The sequence below is a fragment of the Streptomyces sp. NPDC046716 genome (assembly GCF_040645755.1).
Lineage (GTDB): Bacteria > Actinomycetota > Actinomycetes > Streptomycetales > Streptomycetaceae > Streptomyces.
This window is the reverse complement of record NZ_JBEYYU010000002.1, coordinates 209,184-229,972: the sequence shown is the minus strand read 5'-3', so window position 1 is coordinate 229,972 and position 20,789 is coordinate 209,184. Positions and strand designations below refer to the sequence as shown.

Genomic DNA, 20,789 nt, shown 5'->3' with positions numbered 1-20,789 from the left:
GGTGGCGCGATGGACAACCGTCCATCGCGCCACCGGCATGTCCGCATACGTTCGTCCCGCTGCGAGCCGCCGACCCAACGGCGGCTCCCCATACGGGAGATCGGGGGTGTACTCGTGCGCATCGGACTGCTGACAGAGGGTGGCTATCCGTATGTGAGCGGTGAGGCCAGACTCTGGTGCGACCGGCTCGTGCGCGGGCTCGAGCAGCACGAGTTCGACATCTACGCGCTCAGCCGCAGCCAGGCGCAGGAGGACGCGGGCTGGCTCGAACTGCCCCCGCAGATCGGCCTGGTGCGGACCGCGCCGCTGTGGACGGAGGTGTCGGGACCGGGCGCCGACGGGATGTGCGGCGGCGCACTCGGGCGGCGCGCCCGGCGCCGGTTCGCCACTCTGTACGCGGAGCTGGCCGAGGCCGTGGTCGGTGCGCCCGGCGAGGCGGACCGTTTCGCCAGCGCGCTGTACGGGCTGGCCGAACTCGCCAGGGACGAGGGCGGACTCGGGTCCGCGCTGCGCTCCGAGACCGCCGTGCGCATCCTGGAGCGCGCCTGCCGCGCGCCGGGCGCCCGGCGCGCCGCCCGGGGAGCCCGGGTGCCCGACCTGCTCGCCTTCGCGGGCGAGGTCGATTGCGCGCTGCGACCGCTCTCCCTGGACTGGTACGACGACGCGTCCGGCGGATCGGGCGCCGGCGGGCTCGGCGCCGTCGACCTCTGTCACGCCACGTCGGGCGGGGCGGCGGCCCTGCCCGGGCTGATCGCCAAGCGCTTCCACGGCGTGCCGCTGCTCGTCACCGAGTACGGGGTGCAGTTGCGGGCCCGCTACATCGCGGCGGGCGACGCCGAGTTGAGTGCGCCGGTGCGCGCGCTCCTCGCCGCCTTCCACGGCCTGCTCGCCGCCGAGGTCTACCGGCAGGCCGCCGTCATCACCCCCGGCAACGCCCACGCCCGGCGCTGGCAGGAACGGTGCGGCGCCGACCGCGCCAAACTGCGCACCGTCCACCCCGGCATGGAGGCGTCCCGGTTCGCCGAGGTCGGCGAGCGCGAGGAGCCCGGCGAGCCGGACACCCTCGTCTGGGTCGGCCGGATCGACCCCTCCAAGGACCTCATCTCCCTCCTGCACGCCTTCGCCGAGGTCCGCAAGGAGGAGCCGGGAGCACGCCTGCGCATCGTGGGGGCGATGCCGACCGGCTCCGGATCCGGCTCCGGCGACGACCACGAGGCCGAGGCGTACCTCGGACACTGCAAGGCGCTGGCCGCGCAGCTCTTCCCCGACGAGGCGACGGGCCTGCACGCCATGGGGGAGAACCCCGTCTCCTTCGAGGAGCTCGGCGCCCCGGAGGCGCCCGGCCTCGCCGAGGTCTACGGCTCCGGCAGCGTCGTCGTCCTGTCCAGCGTCGTCGAAGGCTTCCCGATCAGCCTGGTCGAGGCCATGTTCTGCGGACGCGCGACGGTGTCGACCGATGTGGGCGCCGTCGTCGAGGTGATCGGTGGCACCGGTCTCGTGGTGCCGCCGCGCAACCCGCGGGCCCTCGCCGAGGCCTGTGTGGCCCTGCTGCGGGACTCCGACCGCCGCGAGCGACTCGGCGCGGCCGCCCGGGCGCGAGCCGTCGAACTGTTCACCGTCGAGCAGAACGTCACGGCATTTCGCGGCATTTACCTGGAGATCGTCTCGCACTGCCCGGTACGCCGGGAAGCCGTGGACGACGCCGGTGAACCCCGGCCGTTCTCTCATCCGCCCGAGGCCCATGTGCCGGGACGGTGGACGGCGCCGGCCGCCGGCGGCATCGGCGGCACCTGGCTCGCCGGGCGCTCCTCCGGTACGGGCACGCCAAGTTGGGCGACCGCCCCCGGTGGCAGTGGCGGCGGGCGCGAGGAGTTGGCCGGAGTGACGCGAGGCGGCGGGGAGGGAGACGCATGAGCGGCAGCGACAGCCTGGACGGCGGCCTGGGTGGCCGCGGCGGTGGCAGTGGGGTCGGCGCGGATGTGCCCAGGGTGCCGGTGGGGGCCGGGGCCTGGGGGACCAGCTCGGAAGAGGCGCTGGCGCTGACCGCGGCCGAACCGGCCGGCCCCGAGGCCGCCGCTGCCCTCGATCCGCTGGACGCCCTCGACGCGGAGCTGCTGCACGAGTCCGGGGCGTGGCGGAAGGAGGCCGACGCGGAGCGGTCCCGGCAGGCCCACGGCGCCGCACGGACCGGCCGGGCCGACGACGGGCCGGGCGCCGCGCCGCGCGCACCGCGCCCCGAAAGCACCACGGGGGCCGCGTCCCGGCCTGCGAACTCCCGCACGGCACAGCGCCGTTCCGGAGTGGACCCCGTCAAGGTCCTGATGCATCGCCATCGCGACCTGTGCGAGCGCGCCGTGGACCCGCTGGAGATCGCGGCCGGCCTGGAGGCGCACGGACTGACCGACCGGACCGCAGCCCGCTACCGGCACAAGGACGTGTTCTCCCTCGCCGAGGAGATGCACGCGCGGATGCCGAGGGACGGCGAACCGGGCGCACCGGCCGCCGCCACCCCCGACCCCACCACCGGGGTACGCGGCGCGTGGGCCGGGCTCGCCCTGCTGCCGGGCGCCGTCTGCGCCCTCGCCGTGCTCGCCCTGAACGTCACCACGGGCACCATGCATCTGGCCGTCGCGCTCACCGGCGCCCTCGCTGTCGCCGTCGCCCTGCGCACGAGCCTGCGCCACGGTCCCTTGCGCACCGGCGTCCGCCCGCCCGCGCCCGCGACCCGGCTGTGGGTCTGGGCGCTCCTGCTCTACGCGGTCTTCGGCGACGGACTCCTGACCGCCGCGCTGGCCGGGGGACCCGACGAGGCCTGGGCACCCGCCACCGCACCGCTCCTCGCGCTCGCCGTCGCCGTGGCACCCGCGACCTGGTGCGCCCGGCTCTTCGCCACCGGAGCCCGCCGCCGCCTCGCCGCCAGCCGCGGCCTCGCCGAATTCACCTCCTCCGTCAGACCTCTGCTCCTCGGCTGCGTGCTGTTGTTCACCGTCGTCCTCGCCGCGCTCGTGGGTGCGGCCGGGGTCCTGATCGACCAGGGCGGCCGTAGCGACCAGGGCACGGACTACGCCGGAGCGTGCGCCCTGGGCGTCCTGCTGCTGCTCGCCCGGCTGCTCTCCGCGCACGGCCGCACCCACGCGCCGACCGTGGTGCTGGGCGTGGCCGCGGGTGCCGAGGTCATCGCCGTCGCCACCGTCTTCGCCGCGCGACTGCCGGGCTGTGCCGCCCTCGGGGCACCCGTCGAGAGCGCCGTCGACGCGGCCGGGGCGGGTGTGGTGCCCGGCACCGTCTGTGCCGTCGCCGCCCTCGCGCTGCTGGTCCATGCCACACGGACCCTCACCCGCGCCTCCGCCCACGCGAGCACCGACAGCCGGGCGAGCGCCCCATGACCACCACACGCACCACCCGTGCCGCAGCCGGACGCGCCCTGCCCCCGCGCGCTCCGCACGCGGCATAAGACCCACCTTTCTCCCGCGGGGCCGACACCGCGGGCCCTTTCGTCGACTCTCAGCAACATCCGTAAGGAGAACGCCAGATGACCACCCCTCCTCCCGGAGGCACCGGATACGCCGGATACTCCGGACCTCATGGGCAGCGCGGCACCCACGGGCAGCGCGCGACGCGCGTCGGACGCGCCCCGCGGACGGCGTGCACGGCCGGCACGGAGCGCTCGGCGCACGGAGCGCACTCGGCGCACCCGACGCTTCCGGTGCTCTCGGCGCGAATCCTGGGAGGCGTCCGATGAGGGTCCTGCTGATCGGAGCCAACGGGTACATCGGCCGCTTCGTCGCCGACCGCCTGCTCGCCGACCCCGCCGTGCAACTCACCGCGCTCGGCCGGGGCGACGACGCCGACGTCCGCTTCGACCTCGCCACCGGCAGCCCGGGCGCACTCACCCGCTTCCTGGACGCCGTGCACCCCGGAGTGGTCATCAACTGCGCGGGCGCCACCCGCGGCGGTGCCCGCGACCTCACCCGGCACAACACGGTCGCCGTCGCCACCGTCTGCGAGGCCCTGCGCCGCAGCGGCTGCGGCGCCCGCCTGGTGCAGATCGGCTGCGGCGCCGAGTACGGGCCCTCGCAGCCCGGCTCGTCCACCGCCGAGGACGCGGTGCCCCGGCCCGGCGGCCCGTACGGCGTCAGCAAGCTGGCCGCCACCGAACTGGTCCTCGGCTCCGGCCTCGACGCCGTCGTCCTGCGTGTCTTCTCACCCGCGGGACCGGGCACCCCGGCGGGCTCCCCGCTCGGCCGGCTCGCCGAGGCGATGCGCCGCGCCATGCAGGCGGGCGACGGCGAACTGAAGCTCGGCGGCCTCGGCGCACAGCGCGACTTCATCGACGTGCGCGACGTGGCGCGCGCCGTGCACGCCGCCTCGCTCTCCGCAGCGCAGGGCGTCATCAACATCGGCTCCGGCCGCGCCGTGCGGCTGCGCGACGCCGCCGCCGTGCTGGCCCGGGTCGCCGGCTTCGGCGGAGCCCTCCACGAACTGGACGGGCCGCCGGTGGGAGTCCGTACATCCGTCGGCCACCCCCGCACCGAATCCGACCACGGGATGCACAGCCCGCCGGCCGCGTACCCGTACCCGGACGGCTGCGGAAGCTGGCAGCAGGCCGACGTCCGCACCGCCCGCGACCGGCTCGGCTGGCGTCCCCGGATCAACCTCGAAGAGTCCCTCGCCGACATCTGGATGGAGGCGGCATGCCGTATCTGACCCCCACCGCGACCGGCCAGTCGAGCACCGACGTACGCCTTGGCTTCGGGATCCCGGGCTTCGCCCACCCCCTCGTCGCCCCGGCCGAATGGGCCGAACTCACCCGCCCCGCGACCCCCTTGCACTGGGTCGTCCTGAATGTCGCGCGCGGGCCGGGCGCCCGACCCGACCCGCACTGCCTGGCGGCGGCGGGCCGGCTCCGCAACGCCGGGGTGCGTGTCCTTGGTCACGTGGACGCCACCTACGGCGCCCGCTCCTTCGGCGAGATCGTCTCCGACGCCCACCGCTTCCTCGACTGGTACCAGGTCGACGGGTTCCTCCTCGACCGGTGCCCCACCGAGCGGGTCGCCCTGCCCGAGATCCGGCGCACGGTGACGACCCTGCGCGCGCTCGTCGACGACGCGTACATCGTGCTCGGGCACGGCACCCACCCGTATCCCGGATACGCGGAATCCGCCGAGCAGTTGGTGACCTTCACCGGGCCCTGGAGCGACTACCGGTGGTCCCAGGTCGCGGAGTGGACCGCGGAGTACCCGCCCGAGAAGTTCTGCCACTTCGTCCACGGCATGCCGCGCGGGCACCTGGAGGAGGCCCTGCGCATCGCCCGCTGGCAGGGTGCGGGCACCATCTACTTCACCGACCGGACGGACCGCGGAGGCCTGATCGACCCCTGGGAGGCGATGCCCGGGTACTGGGACGAGATCGTCTCGCGGATCGGACCAGGTGTCTCGGAATGAAGTCGGGCGTGGCAGTGTTACAGACGGAACATCCGTACGTAGATACCGACCAGCTGCATTAATGAGGTCTCCGTGTCGCTGCCACCCCTGGTCGAGCCAGCTGCTGAGCTCACCGTCGACGAGGTCCGCCGGTACTCCCGCCACCTGATCATCCCGGACGTCGGGATGGACGGGCAGAAGCGGTTGAAGAACGCGAAGGTGCTCTGTGTGGGCGCCGGCGGCCTCGGATCGCCGGCGCTGATGTACCTCGCCGCGGCGGGCGTCGGCACGCTCGGCATCGTGGAGTTCGACGAGGTCGACGAGTCGAACCTGCAGCGCCAGATCATCCACAGCCAGGCCGACATCGGCCGCTCGAAGGCCGCGTCCGCGAAGGACTCCGTCCTCGGCATCAACCCGTACGTGAACGTGATCCTCCACGAAGAGCGGCTCGAGGCCGACAACGTGATGGACATCTTCAGCCAGTACGACCTGATCGTCGACGGCACGGACAACTTCGCGACGCGCTACCTCGTCAACGACGCGTGCGTGCTGCTCAACAAGCCCTACGTGTGGGGTTCCATCTACCGCTTCGACGGCCAGGCCTCGGTCTTCTGGTCCGAGCACGGGCCGTGCTACCGCTGCCTGTACCCGGAGCCCCCGCCCCCCGGCATGGTCCCCTCCTGCGCCGAGGGCGGTGTCCTGGGTGTGCTCTGCGCGTCCATCGGCTCCATCCAGGTCACCGAGGCGATCAAGGTCCTGGCCGGTGTCGGCGACCCGCTCGTCGGCCGTCTGATGATCTACGACGCCCTGGAGATGCAGTACCGCCAGGTGAAGGTCCGCAAGGACCCCGACTGCGCGGTCTGCGGCGAGAACCCGACCGTCACCGAGCTCATCGACTACGAGGCCTTCTGCGGCGTCGTGTCGGAGGAGGCCCAGGAGGCGGCGGCCGGTTCGACGATCACTCCCAAGCAGCTCAAGGAGTGGATCGACGACGACGAGAACATCGAGATCATCGACGTCCGCGAGCCGAACGAGTACGAGATCGTCTCCATCCCCGGCGCCAAGCTGATCCCGAAGAACGAGTTCCTCATGGGGACCGCCCTCCAGGGTCTGCCGCAGGACAAGAAGATCGTCTTGCACTGCAAGACGGGCGTCCGCAGTGCGGAAGTCCTCGCCGTCCTGAAGTCCGCGGGCTTCTCGGACGCCGTGCACGTCGGCGGCGGCGTCATCGGCTGGGTCAACCAGATCGAGCCGGACAAGCCGGTCTACTAGCCGGCCCACCGGGCCACGGCTCGGACCAGATCGCCCCGGACGGGCCTCGCGCACCACGCGCGGGGCCCGTCCGGCATGCCGGGGCCGTGCACGCCACGCGTCAGGAGCACACCGTGCCGTCGCGCGGTATTCGCCCCTCCAGCAGATACGCGTTCACCGCCGTGTCGACGCAGGCACTGCCGGACCCGTACGCGCCGTGCCCCTCGCCCTTCCACGTCAGCTCCACACCGACCCCCTTGCCCAGCTCGTCCGCCATCCGGCGGGCGCCCTCGTAGGGCGTGGCCGGGTCGCCCGTGTTGCCGACGACGAGCACCGGCGCCGCGTCCGGCGCGCTCACATCGGGGTCGTCCCACAGCCCCGCCACCGGCCAGTCGTGGCACCACCCCGCCGTGTCCCAGGCCATGGCCTCGCCGAAGACCGGCGAGATCGCACGGAACTTCGCCAGCAGGGACTTGGCCCGTGCCGCCGTCGGCCGGTCCTTGTCGTCCAGGCAGGAGATCGCGCGCTGGGCGTGGGTCAGCGTGCCGTAATGCCCCTGGGAGTCTCGGTCGTTGTAGGAGTCGGCCAGCGCGAGCAGCGTCGTGCCGTCGCCCCGGTCCGCCGCCCGCAGGCCCCGGGTGAGCGTGGGCCAACTCGTCCTGCTGTACAGGGCGTCGAGGACGCCGGTGGTCGCCAGCGACTCGGTCAGCTCGCGGCCGCTCGTGGTGGGCAGGGGATGCGTGTCCAGCTGGTCGAGCAGTGCCGCGATCTTGCGCGAGCCCGCTTCGGGGTCGCTGCCCCGGGACGTGAAGTAGCCGTCCAGCGCCCGCTGGAACCCGCGAGTCTGGTTCTCGGAGTGGCCCACCGTGCCGACCGTCGGGTCGACGACCGCGTCCAGGGCGAGCCGGCCGACCTTGCCGGGGAACAGATGGGCGTACACGCCGCCGAGTTCGGTGCCGTACGAGGCGCCCATGTAGTGCAGCTTGTCGTCGCCGAGGACCTGGCGCATCAGGTCCATGTCGCGGGCCGCCTCGATGGTCGACACGTGACGGAGCAGGTCTCCGGCCTGCCGCGCGCAGCCCTTGCCGAAGTCGGCGGCGTCCTTGAAGTACGCCGACTCCTCCGCGGCGGTGTCCGGGGTGGGGTCGATGGACTCGGCGGCCTGTATCTCCTTGTCGCCGCGACAGCGCACTCCTCGGCTCGCCCCGGCACCGCGCGGGTCGAAGCTCACCAGGTCGTAGCGCGCCCGCAGCTTCGTGTATTGGGGAGCGAAGGCCGGCAGCAGATCGACTCCGGAGCCGCCCGGCCCGCCGAAGTTGAACAACAGGGAGCCGATGGGCTCCTTGCCGGCGCCGTGGGATCTGGCCCGGATGAGAGCGAGGCCGATCGTCCGCCCCGCCGGCCGGGCGTAGTCGAGCGGGACCTTGAGCGTCGCGCACTGCCAGTCGGAGCCGGGGGCGGGCGTGCTCGCCGTCCCCCGGCAGCGCCCCCAGCGCAGCCGCTGACCGGTCAGTGCGCCGGGCACCGCGGGCAGCGCGTCGGCGCGGGGTGTGGCGTCGGCGGATCGGGAGGCGCCGGTCCGCGGTGAGGACGACACCGGCTTCGGTGCGCTGCCGCCGTCTCTGCCCGAGTCGCTGCAGGCGGTGATCAGTCCGGCCGTCAGCAGGACGGACGTGATCAGACCGACGCTCCGCACCGCTGTTCCTGCGCCGGTGCGTGTACGTGCGCTTGCGCGTGTCCGTGCGCACGCACGCGAATCCCCTGGCGCCATGGGCACCTCCCCCGTCAACTGCCCCCGTTCGAGGAACAGTCAGGCCATCGTAGGAGGCCACGCCCACAGCCGCTCGAGCCTGTGGACAACTCCCGATTCAGCCTGTGGACAACCCCGCGATCAGGAACAGACCGTTCCCTCGTCCGGGACCTTCCCGTCGAGGAGATAGCCGTTGACCGCGCTGTGCACACAGGAGTTGCCGCTGTCGTACGCCCCGTGGCCCTGGCCCTTGTAGGTCAGCTCGACACCCACGCCGTCGCCGAGCGCGTCGACCATCTTCTTCGCGCCCTCGTACGGGGTGGCCGGGTCGCCGGTGTTGCCGACGACGAGGATCGGGGCCGATTCGGACGCGCTCACATCGGGATGGTCGGCCGCGCCGTCGACGGCCCAGTCGGTGCAGCCGAGCATGCCCCAGGCCAGGTAGTCGCCGAACAGCGGTGACGCCTCGCGGAACTCGGGCAGCTTCGCCTCGACGTCCTTCGCCGTGTAACGGGGCTTGTAGTCGCCGCAGTTGATGGCCACGTTGGCGGCCTGCATGTTGCTGTACTTGCCGTCCTCGTTGCGTCCGTTCATCGAGTCGGACAACGCCATGAGGATCTTGCCGTCGCCGTCGTACGCCTGTTGCAGGCCCTCGGTGAGGTACTCCCAGAAGTCCTGTGAGTACAGGGACTGCGCGATCCCGTTGGTCGCCGCGGTCTGCGTCAGCTCGCGGGGGAAGATCCCCGGGATCGGCTTCTCCTCGAGTTCGTCGAGCAGCTTGGCGATCTTGTCCTTGACGTCCTGCGGGGTGTCGCCGACCGGGCAGTCCTCGGCCTTGGACGTGCAGTCCTTCGCGTAGTTGTCCAGCGCGAGCTGGAAGCCCCGGGCCTGTCCGAGGGAGCTCTGCTCGGGGTTCTGGGTCGGGTCGACGACGCCGTCGAACACGGCACGGCCCACGTTCTCGGGGAACAGGTGGGCGTACACGCCGCCGAGTTCGGTGCCGTACGAGATGCCGAAGTAGTGCAGCTTGTCGTCGCCGAGGACCTGGCGCATCAGGTCCATGTCGCGGGCCGCGTCGGTGGTGCGGACATAGGGGAGGACCTTGCCGGAGTTCTTGTCGCAGGCACCGTTGAACTTCTTGATGTTGTCGACGAGCTTCTGCTGTTCCTTCGTGTCGTCGGGCGTCGAGTCCTGCTCGAAGTACGTGTCGAGCTGGTCGTCGCTCTCGCACGTGACGCCCGCGCTGCGGCCCACTCCGCGCGGGTCGAAACTGACCAGGTCGTAGCGCTTGCGCAGCTTCTCGTAGTCGGAGCCGAACGCCGGCAGGGTGGTGACGCCCGAGCCGCCGGGGCCGCCGAAGTTGAAGATCAGCGAGCCGATGCGCCGGTCCTCGCCGCCGCTGGACTTCGCGCGGATCAGCGCGAGGCCGATGGTGTCGCCCTTGGGGTCGTTCCAGTCGAGCGGCGCCTTCATGGTGGCGCACTGCCAGTCCGTGCCACCCGGCAGCGGGGACGGGGAGGTGCCGCCGCCCTCGGACTCCGAGGGGGCCGGACAGTCCTTCCAGCTCAGCTTCTGGGACGGCAGATCCGCGTCGTCCTGCGGGCCGCCGCTGCACGCGGCCAGTGAGGCGGAGAGCAGAGCGGCGGTGACGGCCAGGGCTGCGGCGCGGGGCCGGGACGGAATGGGCATGCGTCCATCCTGCGGCGGACCGGTGCGGGGCGCCCTTGCAGCGGGCTGTGCGGGTGAGGTCGGCGGTTCCCGGCGCCGGGAACCGGGAACCTACAGAGCGCCCTTGCGGGTCAGGTGGTTGAAGAACAGCCACCCGGGCAGGACCGGCAGCCACAGGGTGAGCAGCCGGTACAGGAGCACCGCGGGGGCGGCCACCTCCTTCGGGAGACCGATCGCGATCAGACCGACCGTCAGCGTCGCCTCGACGGCGCCCACGCCGCCCGGGGTCGGCGCGGCCGAACCGAGGGCGTTGCCGGCCAGGAAGACGACCGCCACGCTGGCCAGGCTCAGGCTCGTGGTCTCGTCGCCGAAGGCGCGGATCGAGGCGTCCAGGCACATCACGAAGCAGGCCGTCAGCAGCAGCATGCCGCCGATGCCGGTGAGCAGCTTGCGCGGCCGCTGGAGCACGTCGAGCATGCGCGGCACGACACCGGCGAACAGCGACCTCACGCGCGTGACGACGAATTTCCGCAGGAAGGGGATCGACGTCACCACGAGGACGAGCACGGCGACGGTCAGCAGACCGGCGATGACGGTCCGCGAAGGCGACAGGGAGGGCGTCTTCTCCGTTCCCGTCAGATAGCCGAACGTCAGCAGCAGCAGGATGTGGCTGCACATGCCGAACAGCTGCGAGGCGCCGACGCTGGCGACCGCCAGGCCCGGACGGACTCCGGCCCGCTGGAGGAAGCGCGTGTTGAGCGCGACGCCGCCGACCGCCGCGGGAGCCACGATCTTCACGAACGACCCCGCGACCTGCGCCGCGACGGTCCGCATGAACGGCACCCGCTCCGGTACGAAGCCCAGCAGGCTCATCGCCGCGGCCACGTAGCTGAGCGCGGAGAAGACCACCGCGAGTCCGACCCAGCCCCACTCGGCCTCGTCGACGAGGGAACCGAAGTCGATGTGCGTGAGCTGCGACAGCAGGAAGTACGCGCCGATCGCACCGGCGATGAAGCTGATCAGCGTGCGCGGCTTGATGCGTTCCAGGCGGGCCGGTTCGACGGGGGCCTGCGGCCTGATGCGGAGCACCTGGTGGCGGATCTGGGTGAGCAGATCCTCCTCGCGGGCCTCGTCCAGGGCTTCGTCTATGGCCCGCTTCTCGGACTTCTTCTCGGCCTTCTCGGATTTCTTCTCGGCCCGTACGGACTTCTTGGCGTCGGTCTCGGTCTGGGCGGCGGACGTCTCCAGGCGGGCCTCCTTGGCCCGGTCGGACGCCTCCAGGACGGCCTCGCGCTCACGCTGGGCGCGCTCGCGGCCCAGCTTGCGCAGCGTCGCCCGGGTGGAGCGGGTGAGGGCGATCGGCTGCAGCAGCGGCAGACAGTCGGCGACCGGGTCGGGGCCGAGAACGCCCACCGCGGAGGCGACCGCCCGCTCGGCGCCCACGCGCAGGCCGAGCGTGGTGACCAGCTGCGCGATGTCCATGCGCAGCACCAGTTCACCGGCCGCGATCTCGCCGCCGCGCAGATCCGTCAGGATCACCGTGCCGGAACGATCCACCAGAATCGCGTCCCCCGCGAGCCTGCGGTGCGCGATCCGCCGCGACTGCAGCGACTGCACCTGGTGCCAGGTGTCGCGCAGCAGATCGTCGGTGATCTCCTCGTCCGGGATCGCGTCGAGGGAGCGGCCGCCGATGTGCTCGTAGACGAGCATCACGGCGTCGGGGCCCAGCTCGGACGTGGCGATCAGCTTCGGGGCGTTCGCCCCCGCGGAGATCGCCGCGTAGGCGAGCAGTGCCTCCTGCTCCAGTGCCTGGCGCAGTGACTGCAGGCTGCGGCGCTGGGTGATGCCGCGCAGCGTCAGTCGTCGCCACACGCGGTAGAAGAAGCCCTGCGCCTGCTGTTCCCGGTCGACCACGGTGACGTCGAGCGGGGGGCCGTCCTCCAGGGTGACGAAGTAGCGCCGTCCCCGGTCGCCGTTCTCGGTGGTGCCTTCGTGGGCCTCTTCGCGGGAGGCGCTGACGGGGTGGAAACCGACGTGGCGCAGGCCCGCGAGGAGTGTCTGCCCGGTGGGACGCACATTGGGGGAGCCGACCGCGTACAGCGTGCCGTAGGCGACGGTCCAGCCGATGAGGATCGTCAGGATGATCGAGAACGGCGTCGTGTAGCCGGTGACCAGCATCGTGAACGCGTCGAGCAGCAGGACCACCCACAGCACGACACGCCATCGTGGTCTTCGGGACATGCCGACGGCTGTCATGTAGGCGATGACGGGCGCCAGATAGCCGTGCACCGGGTCGGTGAGCGCGTGGATGTCGCTCGGGGAGACCTTCGTGAGCGCGTCCTGGATGGACTGGGGCGCGGCCTTGGCCACCCACAGATCCGTCGCGAGCGTCACTCCGTGGGCGAGGACCGCGGCGAGCACACCGTCGGCGATCCGCAGCCCGTCACGTTTGATGAGCCGCTCGATGGCGAACGCCACCGGGACCAGCAGGATGGCGATGCTCGACGCGAACCCGGCGAACTTGGTCAGCAGGTCGGGGGCCTGCTCGGTGCCCTTGTTGATGTCCTGGGCGAAGCCCGTCGTCGTGGCGTGCGCGAACGCGGCGATGGCCAGCAGCACCACGACCGCCAGCAGCCCGGCGAGCAGGCGCATGAGATCGGACGGACGGTGCACGCGCGCGGGGAGCAGCGGTTCGTCGCCGTCGACCCGCTCCGCGTGCGCGTCCGCGTCGACGCAGTCCGGGTCGTGCAGTGGCTGCTCGTGCTTGGTCTCGGTGGCCTTCTCGGCCGTTTCCTCAGGGCGCGCCGATGCCACAGAAGTGCCCTCCGCCTTGTCGGGGTGCACGTTCTGCTCCGTCGTCTCTTCTTGATCTCGTATCACCAGTCACCGCCCGCACGATGGTGGCATGTCCCATGGCCGTAGGGGGGCATCAGGGTGCATCCGTGGGGCGCTGAGTCGTCGGCAAGCGCCTTCTCGTACATCCGTCCAGGGCACCGCTCCACGTTCCGCCGGTGTTGTCGGTGCCGTGCGGCAGGATGGGTCGGATGAGCGAGGAGAGCGAGCCGACAGGAGAACTTCCCGAGTACGCGGAGCGGGTGCTCGAAGTGGCGGAGCTGATTCCGCCCGGGCGCGTCATGACGTACGGGGATGTCGCTGAGTGGCTGGAGGAGGGCGGGCCGCGCCAGGTCGGGCGCGTGATGGCCCTCTACGGAGGAGCGGTGCCGTGGTGGCGTGTGGTGCGCGCCGACGGAGGGCTGCTGCCCCGCCACGAGCTGCGGGCGCTCGATCACTACCGGGAGGAGAGCACCCCGCTGCGTGAGGCGTCCCGCGCCGCCCAGGGCCACCTGCCGCGCCTCGACATGAAGCGGGCTCGGTGGGACGGGCAGACCCGTACGGAAGCTCACAATTGACAGCTTCCGCCATCCCGCGCGCGGGTGGGGTGCCGGTGGCCCGTACGGGGGAAACGGGACGCACGGGGCACTTCGCGAGGCCCGTGCCCGTTCGTGAGACAGCGCACACCTGTGCCGGACGGGGTCCGGGACAGGCGCCGGAAGCCCGGCTTCCGCCACACTCGACGGCGTAGCGTCGACGGCACCGTCGATGGCAGACACCTCCCTCACCCCGCGGCCACCGCCTCGCGCGGACGGCGCATCGACCACCAGCACACCCACCAGGACCAGCGATCCACGTGAGCTCCTCTTCGTCCACCCGCTACCTGTCGCCGCACCAGGCCCGACAGGGGATGCCCGGCGCGTACCGACTGGTGCGTACCCCGCCGGCGCCCGTGGATCCCCCTCGTCTGGACGCACGTCAGCGTGCGGTGGTTGACCACGCACAGGGTCCCCTGCTGGTGCTGGCCGGACCGGGCACCGGCAAGACCACCACGCTCGTGGAGGCGGTCGCGGCCCGCATCGCCAAGGGCGTCGAACCCGCACGCATTCTGGTGCTCACGTTCAGCCGGAAGGCCGCCGTCGAACTGCGCGACCGCATGGGGCTGCGCATCGGAGCGGCGCGCGCCCCGCAGGCGACGACGTTCCACTCGTTCTGCTACGCCCTCGTCCGCGCCCACCAGGACGCCGACCTCTTCGCCGAGCCCCTGCGCCTGCTCTCCGGTCCCGAGCAGGACGTCACCGTACGAGAGCTGCTCGCGGGCCAGATCGACCTGGAGCGGGCCGGGCTCGCCCACGTGCGCTGGCCCGACGAGCTGCGCGCCTGTCTCACCACGCGCGGTTTCGCGGACGAGGTGCGCGCGGTGCTCGCCCGCAGCCGTGAGCTGGGGCTCGGACCCGCGGCCCTGGACTCCTTCGCCCGGCGCATCGGCCGCCCGGACTGGGGCGCGGCCGCCACCTTCCTGGCCGAGTACCTGGACGTCCTCGACCTGCAGGGCGTGCTCGACTACGCCGAACTGGTGCACCGCGCGGTCCTGCTCGCCCACCGCACCGAGGTCGCCGAGCAGCTGGCCGCCCAGTACGACGCCGTGTTCGTCGACGAGTACCAGGACACCGATCCGGCCCAGGTGCGGCTGCTCCAGGCCCTCGCCGGGCGCGGCCGCACCCTGGTCGCGTTCGGCGACCCGGACCAGTCGATCTACGCGTTCCGCGGCGCGGACGTCAACGGCATCCTGGACTTCCCCCACGCCTTCCCGCGGACGGCCGGCGGCCCCGCGCCGGTCGAGGTGCTCACCACGTCCCGCCGCTCGGGCGCCCGGCTCCTGGACGCCACCCGGCGCGTCACCCAGCGGATGCCGCTGACCCGGCTGCCCGCGGACAAGGTGCGCGCCCACCGCGAGCTCGGCCCCGTGCGCGACGGCGGCCGGGCCGAGGTCTACACGTACCCGACATCCGGCGCGGAGCTGGACAACATCGCGGACATCCTGCGCCGCGCGCACCTGGAGGACGGCGTCCCCTGGAGCGACATGGCCGTCCTGGTGCGCGCGGGCGCGCGCGGCATCCCGTCCGTGCGGCGCGCCCTCACGGCGGCCGGCGTTCCGGTGGACATAGACGGCGACGATCTGCCGCTGCGCCACGAGCCGGCGGTCATGCCGCTGCTCACCGCGCTGAAGGCCGTCGCGCAGGGCCCTGCGGAGGCGGAAGCCGGCCCTGCGGAGGCGGAAGCCGAGGCGGCCGGTGGTCCGGGGAGGACCGGATCTGCGGCGGCCGAGTCCGAGGCGGCCGGACCCGACCCGGACGATTCCCAGGTGCCCTGCTGGCTGGACACCGAGACCGCTCTGACACTGCTCGGCTCGCCGCTCGCCGGTATGGACGCCGCCGATCTGCGCCGCCTCGGGCGCGCCCTGCGCGAGGAGGAGCGCGCCGGCGGCAACCACCTGCCGCCGCCCTCCGACGACCTGCTCGCGCGGGCTCTCGCCGAGCCCGAGCGGCTCGCCGCGCAGGATCCGGCGTACGCGCGCGGCGCACAGCGCCTGGCCGCACTGCTCGCGCGGGCCCGCGCGAAGCTCGCCGACGGCGGCACCGCGGAGGAGACCCTCTGGGAGCTGTGGAACGGCACGCCCTGGCCGCAGCGCCTGGAGCGGTCCGCCCGGCGCGGCGGCGCCGCGGGCCGCAACGCCGACCGCGATCTGGACGCCGTGTGCGCGCTGTTCGCCGTCGCCTCCCGCGCGGAGGAACGCACCGGCGGCCGCGGCGCGCGCAACTTCCTGGAGGAGATCGAGGCCCAGGACATCGCCGCCGACACACTCGCCGGACGCACGGTGCGGCCCGACGCCGTCCGCCTGATGACCGCGCACCGCTCCAAGGGCCTGGAGTGGCGGCTCGTCGTCGTGGCGGGCGTCCAGGAGGGTCTGTGGCCCGATCTGCGGCGCCGCGGCTCCCTCCTCGAGGCCGACCGCATCGGGCGCGACGGACTCGCCGAACCGCTCACCCCGGGCGCGCTGCTCGCCGAGGAACGCCGCCTTTTCTACGTGGCCGCCACGCGCGCGCGGGAGCGCCTGGTCGTCACCGCGGTGAAGGCGCCCGCCGACGACGGGGACCAGCCCTCCCGGTTCCTGACCGAACTCGGCGTCGAGCCCAAGGACGTCGCGGGCCGCCCCCGCCGGCCCCTGTCCGTCGCCGCGCTCGTCGCCGAGCTGCGCGCCACGACCGTCGACCCGCGCGTGTCCGACGCACTGCGCGAGGCCGCCGCCCGCCGCCTGGCCCGGCTCGCCGCGCTCAGCGACGACGACGGCAGGCCCCTCGTGCCGTCCGCCCACCCGTACCGCTGGTGGGGCATGTACGAACCGACCGAGAGCAAGGTCCCGCTGCGCGACCGCGACAAGCCCGTCGTGCTCTCCGGCAGCGCCCTCGACCAGCTCGCCAACACCTGCGCCCTGCAGTGGTTCCTGGGCCGCGAGGTCAAGGCCGACGCACCCGCCACCGCGGCCCAGGGGTTCGGCAACGTCGTGCACGTCCTGGCCGACGAGGTCGCTTCCGGGCGCACCCCCGCCGATCTGGCCGTCCTCATGGAACGCCTCGACTCGGTGTGGGACTCCCTCGCCTTCGACGCGCCCTGGAAGTCGGCCCAGGAGAAGGAGCACGCGCGCGTGGCGCTGGAGCGCTTCCTCCAGTGGCACGTCATGGACCGCGGCGGGCGCACCCCCGTCGCCAGCGAGCACGACTTCGACGTGACGCTGGAAGCGGGCTCCTACGAAGTACGCATCCGCGGCTCCATGGACCGCGTCGAGCGGGACGCCGAGGGCCGCGCCTACGTGGTCGACTTCAAGACCGGCAAGCAGGCCCCGAGCGCCGCCGACGTCGGCCACCACCCCCAGCTCGCCGTGTACCAGCTCGCCGTCACCGAGGGAGCCGTCGACGAGCCGTTCGGGGCGCGCCCGCACCCCGGCGGCGCCGAACTGGTGCAGCTGCGGCAGGGCGCCGCCAAGAAGGACGGCGGGGAGACGCTTCCCAAGGTGCAGGCGCAGGAGCCGCTCGAAGGGGAGTGGGTCGGCGACCTCCTCGCCACCGCGGCCGGCAAGGTCCTCGACGAGCGGTTCTCGCCGACCACCGGCCAGCACTGCACCCACTGCGCCTTCCGGGCCTCGTGCAGCGCGCGGCCCGAGGGCAAGCACGTCGTGGAGTGACGTGCGCCTCCGCCGCGGCGGATCGGGCCGGTGCTGTCGGTGGTGCCGGTTAGCCTCGATGAGGTGACCACACGCCTCACCGACCCCGAGCAGCTCAAGGAGCTGCTGGGCATCCCGTTCACCCCGGAGCAGATGGCCTGCATCACGGCGCCGCCCGCCCCGCAGGTGATCGTGGCCGGAGCCGGCTCCGGCAAGACGACGGTGATGGCCGCGCGCGTGGTCTGGCTGGTGGGCACCGGACGGGTGGCGCCCGAGCAGGTGCTCGGCCTCACCTTCACCAACAAGGCGGCGGGCGAGCTCGCCGAGCGCGTCCGCAAGGCCCTGATCAGGGCGGGCGTCACCGACCCCGACGCCATCGACCCGGACAACCCCCCGGGCGAGCCCGTGATCTCCACCTACCACGCCTTCGCCGGCCGTCTGCTGACCGACCACGGCCTGCGCATCGGGCTCGAACCGACGACGCGGCTGCTGGCCGACGCCACCCGCTTCCAGCTCGCCGCGCGCGTGCTGCGCGAGGCACCGGGCCCCTACCCGGCGCTCACCCGCTCCTTCGCCGACCTCGTCAGCGATCTCCTCGCCCTCGACGGAGAGCTGGCGGAACACCTCGTACAACCGAGCAGGCTGCGCGCCCACGACCGGGAACTGCTGCACACCCTGGAAGGCGCCAAGCTCAGCAACGCCGATCTGCGCAAGGTGCCCGAGGCGGCCGCCGCCCGGCTGGAGCTGGCCGAGCTGGTGGGTCACTACCGGGCCGCCAAGCGCACCCGGGACGTCCTCGACTTCGGCGACCAGATCGCCCTGTCCGCCACCCTCGCCGACACCCGGGCCGAGGTCGGCGAGATCCTGCGCGACGAGTTCCGCGTCGTCCTCCTCGACGAGTACCAGGACACCTCCGTGGCCCAGCGGATCCTGCTGGCCGGCCTGTTCGGCGGCGGCACCGGACACGCCGTCACCGCCGTGGGCGACCCCTGCCAGGCGATCTACGGATGGCGCGGCGCCTCCGTCGCCAACCTCGACGACTTCCCGGAGCACTTCGCCTACGCCGACGGGCGCCCGGCCACCCGCTTCGCGCTCAGCGAGAACCGCCGCAGCGGCGGCCGGCTGCTCGACCTCGCCAACGGCCTGGCCGAGCCGCTGCGCGCGATGCACGCGGGCGTGGAGGCCCTGCGGCCCGCCCCCGGAGCCGAGCGCGACGGCCTGGTGCGCTGCGCCCTGCTGCGCACCCACGGCGAGGAGATCGACTGGCTCGCCGACTCCCTCGCCCATCTGGTCGCCACCGGCACGGCCCCCGGCGAGATCGCCGTCCTGTGCCGCACCGCGACCGACTTCGCCGAGATCCAGGGCGCGCTCGTCGCCCGCGACATCCCCGTCGAAGTGGTCGGCCTCTCCGGCCTGTTGCACCTCCCGGAGATCGCCGACCTGGTCTCCGTCTGCGAAGTCCTCCAGGATCCCGGCGCCAATGCCGCCCTGGTCCGCGTCCTGACCGGTCCGCGCTGGCGCATCGGCGCACGCGACCTCGCGCTCCTCGGCCGCCGGGCACGCCTGCTGGTGTCGCACGCGCGCGGGGGCGACGAGACCGATCCGGACCGGCGCCTGGCCGAGGCCGTCGAAGGCGTCGACCCGTCCGAGGTGATATCGCTGGCGGACGCGCTCGACACGTTCCTGGAGACCTCCGCGGAGGCCGACGGGGACGACGACGGGCTGCCGTTCTCCCCGGACGCACGCGTGCGCTTCGCCCGCCTCGCCACCGAACTGCGCGACCTGCGCCGCTCGTTGTCCGACCCGCTCATGGACGTCCTGCACCGGGTCCTGGCGGTCACCGGCCTGGAGGTCGAACTCTCGGCGTCCCCGCACGCACTGGCGGCCCGCCGTCGCGAGACGCTGTCCAACTTCCTGGACATCGCCGCCTCCTTCGCGGCCAACGACAGCTCCGCGAGCCTGCTCGCCTTCCTCGCCTTCCTGCGCACCGCCGCCCAGTACGAGAAGGGCCTGGACAACGCGCTGCCGGGCGGCGAGAACACCGTGAAGGTGCTCACCGCCCACAAGTCCAAGGGCCTCGAATGGGACGTCGTCGCCGTCCCCGGACTCGTGACCGGCACCTTCCCGAGCACCCAGGGCCGCGAGAAGTGGACCGCGCAGGGCAAGGTCCTGCCGCACGCGCTGCGCGGCGACGCCGCCACCCTGCCCGACATCGAGGCCTGGGACTCCAGGAGCATGAAGGCCTTCCAGGCCGACATGAAGGACCACCAGCACACCGAGGAACTGCGCCTGGGATACGTGACGTTCACCCGCCCCCGCAGCCTGCTGCTCGGCTCCGGCCACTGGTGGGGCCCGTCCCAGAAGAAGAAGCGCGGCCCCTCCGACTTCCTCCAGGCGCTGTACGACCACTGCGTCACCGGCCACGGCGACATCGAGGTCTGGGCGGACGAACCGGGCGACGACGAGGAGAACCCGGCCCTTCAGGAGGCGTCGGCCGAGCAGGCCTGGCCGCTGCCGCTCGACGAGGTGTCCCTCGCTCGCCGTCGCGCGGCGGCCGACACCGTCCTGGCCCATCTGGAGCGCGCGGCGGGCCCCGGGCAGCCCCGCGCCCACACCCGGACCCACCCCGCCGCACCCGACGAGCCGCCCTTCGAGGACCCCGACTGGCCGCCCCCGCCGGACGACGACACCTTCGGCGAGGACGAACCCCCCGCGCCGGACGAGGAGTTCCCGGACGACTGGGAGAACCTGCCCACCGAGCGTCCCAAGGTCCCGCACCCGGCACCCCGGCCGGACGCACCACAGGGCGAGGCACCGGACGCGGAATCGGCGCACCACGCGCGCGTGCCCCAGCCGCAGACCCTGGCGGTCCCGCACCCCGCGCACGCCCCCGAGTACGAACTCACCCCGGAGGAGTCCCGCACCATCGACTCCTGGGACCGCGACCTGGACGCCCTCGCCGGAGAGCTGATGCGCGCCCGCGCGTCGGTGCGCGAGGTGCCCCTGCCGCAGTCGCTCACCGCCTACCAGCTGATGCGGATCGCCGCCGACCCCGACGGCTTCGCCCAGGAACTGGTCCGGCCCATGCCCAGCCCGCCCCAGCCGGCGGCCCGCCGGGGCACCCGCTTCCACGCCTGGGTCGAATCCCGTTTCGAAGAGCTGCGGCTGCCCATGATCGACCCGGACGAGCTGCCCGGAAGCGACGCGGAGATCGCCGACGAGCGAGACCTGGAAGCGCTGAAGGAAGCCTTCGAGCGCACTCCGTACGCCCACCGCACCCCGCACCGGGTGGAGCTCCCCTTCCAGCTGGCCATCGCGGGCCGCGTCGTCCGCGGCCGCATCGACGCCGTCTACAGGAAGGACGACGGCGAGGAGACGACGTACGAGATCGTCGACTGGAAGACCGGCCACCAGCAGAACGCCGACCCGCTGCAGCTCGCCATCTACCGGCTCGCCTGGGCCGAGCGGCAGGGAGTACCGCCGGAATCGGTGGACGCCGCGTTCCTGTACGTCCGCACCGGGGAGACGGTACGACCGCGCAGCCTGCCCGGCCGGGCGGAGCTGGAGCGGCTCCTCGCCCAGGATCCGCAGGTCGTCGAGGAGCCGCCGGACGAGCACCCCTCCACGGGGGACTAGGCTCGTG

General features: G+C 72.9%; 11 protein-coding genes. 8 read left to right on the top strand and 3 right to left on the bottom strand.

Annotated elements, in window-relative coordinates; translation table 11 throughout:
* The first annotated feature begins 114 nt into the window (after positions 1-114).
* The 5 genes from ABZ930_RS02545 to moeZ all read left to right on the top strand — a co-directional run bounded on the left by ABZ930_RS02545 (position 115) and on the right by moeZ (position 6,695).
* Positions 115-1,914: a DUF3492 domain-containing protein gene (locus ABZ930_RS02545; protein WP_361540163.1), complete on the top strand. Its 1,800-nt coding sequence runs from the start codon at positions 115-117 to the stop codon at positions 1,912-1,914.
* Positions 1,911-3,386, top strand: a complete 1,476-nt coding sequence (locus ABZ930_RS02540) for a hypothetical protein (RefSeq protein WP_361540160.1) — start codon at positions 1,911-1,913, stop codon at positions 3,384-3,386. The genes ABZ930_RS02545 and ABZ930_RS02540 overlap by 4 nt, the downstream gene beginning before the upstream one ends.
* Before the next feature lie 352 nt (positions 3,387-3,738).
* Entirely contained in the window at positions 3,739-4,707 is a 969-nt protein-coding gene (locus ABZ930_RS02535; protein ID WP_361540157.1) for an NAD-dependent epimerase/dehydratase family protein, read from the top strand.
* Positions 4,695-5,444 (top strand): spherulation-specific family 4 protein, encoded by a 750-nt coding sequence (locus ABZ930_RS02530; RefSeq protein WP_361540154.1) that lies wholly within the window; start codon positions 4,695-4,697, stop codon positions 5,442-5,444. Before ABZ930_RS02535 ends, ABZ930_RS02530 begins: the two co-directional genes overlap by 13 nt.
* A 72-nt stretch (positions 5,445-5,516) precedes the next feature.
* Positions 5,517-6,695: an adenylyltransferase/sulfurtransferase MoeZ gene (moeZ, locus tag ABZ930_RS02525; RefSeq protein ID WP_361540151.1), complete on the top strand. Its 1,179-nt coding sequence runs from the start codon at positions 5,517-5,519 to the stop codon at positions 6,693-6,695.
* 100 nt (positions 6,696-6,795) lie between these two features.
* Here moeZ and ABZ930_RS02520 read toward each other — a convergent pair whose 3' ends face one another.
* From ABZ930_RS02520 to ABZ930_RS02510, 3 genes are all read right to left on the bottom strand, one after another.
* Positions 6,796-8,370, bottom strand: a complete 1,575-nt coding sequence (locus tag ABZ930_RS02520) for an alpha/beta hydrolase (protein WP_361540148.1) — start codon at positions 8,368-8,370, stop codon at positions 6,796-6,798.
* A gap of 195 nt (positions 8,371-8,565) precedes the next feature.
* Entirely contained in the window at positions 8,566-10,113 is a 1,548-nt protein-coding gene (locus ABZ930_RS02515) for an alpha/beta hydrolase (protein ID WP_361540145.1), read from the bottom strand.
* Positions 10,114-10,203: 90 nt separating this feature from the next.
* Positions 10,204-12,972: a lysylphosphatidylglycerol synthase transmembrane domain-containing protein gene (locus tag ABZ930_RS02510; RefSeq protein WP_361540142.1), complete on the bottom strand. Its 2,769-nt coding sequence runs from the start codon at positions 12,970-12,972 to the stop codon at positions 10,204-10,206.
* 164 nt (positions 12,973-13,136) lie between these two features.
* On the opposite strand from ABZ930_RS02510, the gene ABZ930_RS02505 reads away from it, so the two are divergent.
* The 3 genes from ABZ930_RS02505 to ABZ930_RS02495 all read left to right on the top strand — a co-directional run bounded on the left by ABZ930_RS02505 (position 13,137) and on the right by ABZ930_RS02495 (position 20,782).
* Positions 13,137-13,502 carry an MGMT family protein gene (locus tag ABZ930_RS02505; protein ID WP_361540139.1) on the top strand — a complete coding sequence of 122 codons (366 nt, stop codon included), beginning with the start codon at positions 13,137-13,139 and terminating at the stop codon, positions 13,500-13,502.
* 278 nt (positions 13,503-13,780) lie between these two features.
* On the top strand, positions 13,781-17,167 hold the full coding sequence (locus ABZ930_RS02500; RefSeq protein ID WP_361540136.1) for an ATP-dependent DNA helicase: 3,387 nt from the start codon (positions 13,781-13,783) through the stop codon (positions 17,165-17,167).
* Between the two features lie 63 nt (positions 17,168-17,230).
* Entirely contained in the window at positions 17,231-20,782 is a 3,552-nt protein-coding gene (locus ABZ930_RS02495) for a UvrD-helicase domain-containing protein (RefSeq protein ID WP_361540133.1), read from the top strand.
* Positions 20,783-20,789: the final 7 nt, after the last annotated feature.